We start from the raw sequence: 6,173 nt of genomic DNA on the forward strand, positions 1-6,173 counted from the left end.
GGCGCGACTGGCCGGCTGGGAGGTGGTTGCCCTGGATGACGTTCACGATGGTGACGGCGGCGGGGATGAGCACGGGGGACAGGATCATCAGGAAGATCATGAATGGGATCAACATGGCTTTCACCTTTTCTCTGCGAGGGGGATGTGTTGTGACACTTGCTGATTCGAGATCTTTTTAGTTGTCCAACTACGCTGCGTTGCGTTCGTGATGAAATCTAGCTAGATCAATGCGGCGCAGCGACGTCGCGTACCAACCAACTTCGGGCGCATCGTTGTCGTCCGGCGACAAAGCGCCACCAATATGGGTGGGCTGCCCGGCCGTGGACCAGCCGTCTGCAGCCGCGGCCGAGGTTTGGCATTGTTCGTGAAACCTTTTGTCAGGCGCTTATTTGTGTCGCCAGGAACAATCCCAAATCGATGCGAGAAAACACTGGATAGTTGTGTTCTTCGGGTGAAAGCTTCGAGGATGACCAACACTGCACCACGGAGTCTGTTTCATCATTTTTGGAAAGCGACGTTGCTGTCGGGAGTGCTCACCGCGGTCGTGGGCGTCCTCATTCTGGCCTGGCCGGGAATATCGATTACCGTCGCGGCGGTCCTTTTCGGCGTGTATCTACTCGTGAGCGGGGTCGCGCAAGTGATCTTCGCGTTCACTCTGCCTGCGACGGCTGGCGGGCGCATCCTGCTGTTCCTGAGCGGCGCGGCATCCGTGGTCCTGGCGGTACTGGCCTTCCGCCACTTTGACTACGGATACGCATATCTGTTGCTGGCCATTTGGATCGCTGTCGGGTTCATCTTCCGCGGCGCGTCTACGGCGGCATCGGCAATCAGTGACCCCGTCCTTCCCGGACGAGGATGGGTGATCTTCTTCGGTGTGATCAGCTTTATCGCCGGCATCGTTGTCCTGTCCTGGCCGTTCGATTCGCTCGCCATATTGACACTCGTCGTCGGCAGTTGGCTTGTCGCCATCGGTGTGTTCGAAATCGTGCAGGCCTTCGGGATTCGCAAGGCGGGCCACACCGTCCACGATGTCGTCGCTCACGCCGTCGGATAGGTCGTCGCTAAAGCCATTCGGCTGACGGGGTGACAAAGCCTTAAGGCAGTCGCTGCTCGACCTCGAAGGCCAGGCAGAGTTCGGCGATGTCCTTGGGCCGCGAGAGTGACCGGTTGGTCAACTCCTCGATACGGCGAAGACGGTGCCGCACGGTGTTGGGATGGCAGAAGACCTTCCCCGCGGCCTCGTTGGCGGAGCCACCCGCCTGGAACCACGCCTCGAAGGTGTCGAGCAGGATCGTGCGTTCCTCGGCCGGCAGTTCGTTCAGTCGCCCTAGCACTGACGACTTGATTTTCGCCATGACCTCGGGCGCGCTCACCGCCGCGACCGCAAGAGGGGTGTCGTCGAACACCGTTACCAGCGAGTCGGCCGATGCCTTCCCGCTGACCGCCAGCCGGGCGAATCGCAGCGCACTGCTCGTTTCGGCCAGTTCGTGAAACGTTGGACTGATGCCGACCCGGGTGGTCGCAGTCTGGTGGAGTACGTCGATCAGCGTGCCGAGGGTGTGGGGCGTCGCGGGCTTCCGCAGATGGACGATGCCGACTTGCAAGTCCGGCAACAGCCGCCACGCCGAACGGATATCGCGGGTGGAGAGCTTGTTTTCGATCGCGGGCAGTCCCAATTTTCCAATCGCCGGCAACTCGGCTGCGACGACGACGTACGGTCCGGAGGTGGGCAGCCGGAGCAGGTCGGCTGCCTCCCAGAGGCTCTGCGTGTCGGTTATCCGTTGAGAGAGCAGCGCTTCGACCAGCGCCGACCGTTCTTCTTCCTGCTCGAGAATCTGCGCGGTCACTTGTTGGCGGTAGGCGCTGGTCATCGCCTGAGTGAAGGTGTCCTGCGCAAGAAAGATGCGTGCGGTGGCGTCCAGCATCGACTCGGTGGGTATCTGCGCGGCCCGTGCGGCAGCGAGGGTCTCCTCCCACATGAAGCGGAATCCGACCCGATAGGCGGTCATCACCGCCGGTAGTGGCACACCGGCGAGCGCACGCGCAGTTCCCGCCGCCTGGGCAGGCGATACATCGATGTTCGCGTGCCCCGAAAGTGAGTGGAAGACAAACGTCAGGTTTGCTTCGCAACTTGCCCGTACTTCGCCTTTCGTCACGACGGTGCCGTCGCGGTACGCCTCGATCTCCCGGCAGAGCCGATCGGCCAGCGCCTCTCCCAGTGCCGGGGCACGGGTCAGCATGAGCTTGCTGAGCTCGACAATGTGCGGATCGGCGGCATCACTAGGCCGGACGTCGTCGGCGTGTGGTACCGCGCTCATAGCCCCAAACCATAGGCTTGCTCGCTGGCCGGATGTGAGGGTCAACCGAAGTTGCTTGGTCGCGAACTTGTGCCCGGACACAGCTCCGGCCGGTCGATCGTGTAACCGCTCACAAGGACGGCAGCACGGTGGCCTGCGATGGTGGTGCTAGCGCCTGGTCGGCGCATCGTTTGTGACGATGCACCACACATAGGCGAGGTTCGGCAGCTGAGCAGCCTGTCCCAATGACGCCGACTTGGCTCTTCGCGAACGCTGACAGCGATATCGACAGCACCTAGGGGCGAGAGCCATGGACGAACGATCAACCGGCGGCGAACTTGCCGACGGGCAGCTCGATTTGGCAGCGGACAACGCCTGGATATACACGCAATATCGCCAGCTCGCCGCAGAGCAGGCGGCCTTGCGCCGACTCTCCACGTTGGTGGCCCGCGGAGTCGAACCGTCGGAAGTATTCGACGCGGTGGTGAAAGAAATGCGGCGATGCTTGCTCGTGGAAAGGGCCGGGTTGTTTCGCTACGAGACAAGCGGCGAAGTCACGCTGCTGGCTGCGGATTTCCGTTCCCCCGCACCGTTGAAGTGGCCCGTGGGCACCCGAACCCCGATGGACGGCGACACCCTGGCCACGATGGTGTACCGCACCGGCCGGCCGGCGCGGATGAACAGTTACGAGAACGCCGCCGGGTCGATAGCCGCACTCACGCGTGCGATGGGCCTGCGCGCGGCGGTGGGTATGCCCGTCGTCCTCGATGGACGGGTCTGGGGCCTGGCGGCCGTGGGTTCGGCTGAACCCGGGCCCATGCCGGCCGACACCGAGGCGCGCATCAGCGCCTTCGCAGAACTGGTCGGCACCGCGCTGGTCGCCGGATACCGCGACGAGCAGCGACGGCAAATGTTCGACGACGCATCGCGGCGCCCGTTATTGATCGACTCGCTGCTTGAGGGCCGAGTCGTCGACGACTGCAGCTTGTCCGAGCTAGCCGGCTCTCTTCGGCTGCCCAAGGACGGTCCCTTTGTGGTCATTGCCGCCGAGGTAACGTCCGCGGACAGCGAGCCGCTGCCGCTCATCGAGCCGAAATTGCGCAGCCTGGACGTGTATTCGGCATGGCGGCTGCTGCCCGACTGGCAGGTCGGGATCGTGCACCTTGCATCCGAGCAGCAACTCGACAGGGTTGTCGCTTTGGTGTCTCGGACGGCGGTCGGCCGGGTCGGGGTAAGCGCGAAATTCGACGATCTGCGGGAGGTACCACAGGCTCTGCACTTTGCCAAAGTGACCCTGCGGGGCCGGCCTGACGCCTCCACAGTCGCGGTATTCGACGGAACGATCCTGGCTACCGCCGCGCTCGCCGCCCCGGACGTGATGGCCAAATCGGCTGGCATCGCGTTGGCGTGTTTTGGCGACCTTCCTGACGAGGAGCGGGAGATTCTGTTCGAAACGTTTCAGGTGTGGCAGGAAACCGAGGCCTCGGTGGGCGCCGCCGCTGAACGACTGTGTTGTCATCCCAACACCGTGCGCTACCGCTTGCGCCGGATTGAGAAACGGACCGGACTCACGCTTTCGCGCCCAAGGGATGTCGCAGAACTGTGTTTGGCCTTCGAGATCTATCGCCGGCTCATCTAGCCGATCGGCGTGACCCTTGGCTGTTTGGCCGGCCGTGCTGCCGACTACTGCGTGGCAAACCGCACGGACGCCCGGTGTGCCGGTCGCTGTCGACGATGACAACACACACTCGGGCATGTTGTAAGCCTCCACATCGACACCAGCGTTGGCTCATTTAACGATTGAGGAGTTGACGAAAGGCGCGTGGCCTGGCATCGAAACCCATTGGCCTGCAACGACAGCAGGCGGTCAAGGTGCAAACATGTATCGATGATGTAAGGAGCAGCACGATGAATGGCATTTTGGCTGAACAGCAGTGGAAAGGAAAGCTGGTCGCCGGCGCCCTGGCCGCGATTTTAGGCGCCGTGCTGCTGGCGTGGCCTGGCCCGTCGATCCTTGTCGTTTCAGTCTTATTCGGCGTCTATCTGCTAGTGAGCGGATTCACCGAGGTGTATCTGGCGTTCACCTTGCCAACGTCGGCGCCCGCACGGGTCATGTGGTTCATCGCCGGCGCGTTGTCGGTAGTCATGGCGATTTTTTCCTTCCGGCACTTCGGCGAGGGCTACGCCGTCTTACTGCTGTCGCTGTGGATCGGAGTCGGCTTCACCTTCCTGGGCGTTTCCGAGATTGCAGTTGCCGGAAGCCTACCGGCGTTGCCCGGCCGGTTCTGGTACATCGTTACCGGCGTCATATCGATGATCGCCGGGGGCGTCGTGATTGCTTGGCCGTTTGATTCCATCGTTGCGCTCGACATCGTCAACGGCATGTGGCTGGTCCTGATCGGCTTGGTGCAAATCGTGCAGGCGTTTCGGATCCGCAAGGACGCCAAGAAGATACGCCGAACACTCGACCCTGTCTCTGAACCGATGGCGGCGTGAGATCCCTCGGCGTCTAACGGGAGGACGCAGTGTTCATGCCGGCAATGCGGTCCAACATAGTCGTCGGTGTCGACGGGTCGCCCGCGTCCGATGCCGCTGTCCGCTGGGCGGCACGCGAGGCCATGATGCGTGTGGCGCCGATCAAACTCATAAACGTTGTCGCTCCGACGCTGGCCAGCTCGGCGATGGCCCCCAACCACACCATTACACAAGGGGAGGAACTCCGCGCGCGCCAGATCCTCAAGGAGGCAGGACGAATCGTCGAGCAACTGGCCGGTGAGAATCGGCCGGACATCCGCACCCAGCGGCAGTACGCCGGTGTGGTGCCGACGCTAGTCGAGGCATCACACGATGCGCAGATGGTCGTGGTCGGCAGCAGCCGGCGCGCGTTCGGCCGCGGGATGCTTGGCCCGGTCATCGCGGGGCTGCTCCACCATGCGAACTGCGCAGTGACAGTCGTTCCTGATCCAGAATCGGCACAGGATGAGATCGGTGACGCACCGGTTCTTGTCGGCATCGACGGCTCAACAGCGTCGGACGGAGCCGCTGCGACAGCCTTCGATGAAGCTTCGCGGCGCGGAGTCCCATTGCTGGCGCTGCTGGCCTGGAGCGATGTGGGAGTTTTTCCGATCGTCGGCATGGATTTGAGAACCTATCGCGACAAAGCCGCAGAGCTGCTAACTGAGCGACTGGCCGGTTGGCGAGAATGCTACCCAGACGTGCAGGTGCAAAGCCGACTCGTCTGTGACGTGCCGGACCGTTGGCTGGTCGATGAGTCACGCAATGCCCAGCTCGTAGTTCTGGGAAGCGGTGGCCGCGGCGGGTATGCCGGAATGCACTTGGGCTCCGTTACTTCCGCGGTCGTTCGGTCCGCGCGCGTTCCAGTCATTGTTGTCCGCGACGGCCGGCATGAAACGGACCATGGGTGGATCCGACGCGTGTGGGGTTGGACCTGACCAGTCCCCAGTCGATCGTTACCCGCCTCATATAGCCGGCGCGGAATCCGAACGGCCGGATGCTGATTCGTCGATGGGGCACCTGAGCACGGGCGACCTTGCTCTCAGGCGTGGCGTCATCGAGGTTGGCGGAAAGGATCCCAAATTAGGTCGTTTACTCCTGAATTGGGATGTGCCGCCAGGCCCATGGCTTCATAACCCCGGTGTCGAAATGTCGTTTCCGAGCGGGTTCGCGAGCATTTCGGCGAAATGCACGGGTGTCCACTACATCATCGCGGCGTGGAGATTGTCCGTACGCACATCGATGTCGATCACTCGCTGAACAACAATCGGATTGCGGCGGGAATCATCACCCCCGCGCTCAGTAAGGAAAGGGGCTGCCATGTGTAACGGCCATCTGGCTGATCCGGTCTCGACGCGGGAA

5 protein-coding genes are annotated in these 6,173 nt (G+C 62.5%); 4 read left to right on the forward strand and 1 reads right to left on the reverse strand.

Going from position 1 to position 6,173, the window contains the following annotated elements; translation table 11 throughout:
- Nucleotides 1–466: 466 nt before the first annotated feature.
- Nucleotides 467–1,054: an HdeD family acid-resistance protein gene (locus tag VN856_RS07915; protein WP_325687793.1), complete on the forward strand. Its 588-nt coding sequence runs from the start codon at nt 467–469 to the stop codon at nt 1,052–1,054.
- A 40-nt stretch (nt 1,055–1,094) separates the two neighbouring features.
- Here VN856_RS07915 and VN856_RS07920 read toward each other — a convergent pair whose 3' ends face one another.
- Nucleotides 1,095–2,318 (reverse strand): helix-turn-helix domain-containing protein, encoded by a 1,224-nt coding sequence (locus VN856_RS07920; protein WP_325687795.1) that lies wholly within the window; start codon nt 2,316–2,318, stop codon nt 1,095–1,097.
- A 289-nt stretch (nt 2,319–2,607) separates the two neighbouring features.
- Between VN856_RS07920 and VN856_RS07925 the strand changes: the two genes are divergently transcribed.
- From VN856_RS07925 to VN856_RS07935, 3 genes are all read left to right on the forward strand, one after another.
- The gene (locus VN856_RS07925; RefSeq protein ID WP_325687797.1) at nt 2,608–3,936 is read left to right on the forward strand and encodes a helix-turn-helix domain-containing protein; all 1,329 of its coding nucleotides are present in this window, start codon (nt 2,608–2,610) and stop codon (nt 3,934–3,936) included.
- Nucleotides 3,937–4,205: 269 nt separating this feature from the next.
- Nucleotides 4,206–4,793: an HdeD family acid-resistance protein gene (locus VN856_RS07930; protein WP_325687799.1), complete on the forward strand. Its 588-nt coding sequence runs from the start codon at nt 4,206–4,208 to the stop codon at nt 4,791–4,793.
- Between the two features lie 35 nt (nt 4,794–4,828).
- Nucleotides 4,829–5,749, forward strand: coding sequence for a universal stress protein (locus tag VN856_RS07935; RefSeq protein WP_325687801.1), 921 nt, complete (start codon nt 4,829–4,831; stop codon nt 5,747–5,749).
- Nucleotides 5,750–6,173 lie beyond the last annotated feature (424 nt).

The organism is Mycobacterium sp. (assembly GCF_035603715.1).
In the GTDB taxonomy this organism is placed as follows: Bacteria; Actinomycetota; Actinomycetes; order Mycobacteriales; family Mycobacteriaceae; genus Mycobacterium.

What these genes read in the sequence shown, in the direction of transcription:
- VN856_RS07930 (WP_325687799.1), top strand. Translation starts at nt 4,206, where the DNA reads ATGAATGGCATTTTGGCTGAACAGCAGTGGAAAGGAAAGCTGGTCGCC.
- VN856_RS07935 (WP_325687801.1), top strand. Translation starts at nt 4,829, where the DNA reads ATGCCGGCAATGCGGTCCAACATAGTCGTCGGTGTCGACGGGTCGCCC.
- VN856_RS07920 (WP_325687795.1), bottom strand. Translation starts at nt 2,318, where the DNA reads ATGAGCGCGGTACCACACGCCGACGACGTCCGGCCTAGTGATGCCGCC.
- VN856_RS07915 (WP_325687793.1), top strand. Translation starts at nt 467, where the DNA reads ATGACCAACACTGCACCACGGAGTCTGTTTCATCATTTTTGGAAAGCG.
- VN856_RS07925 (WP_325687797.1), top strand. Translation starts at nt 2,608, where the DNA reads ATGGACGAACGATCAACCGGCGGCGAACTTGCCGACGGGCAGCTCGAT.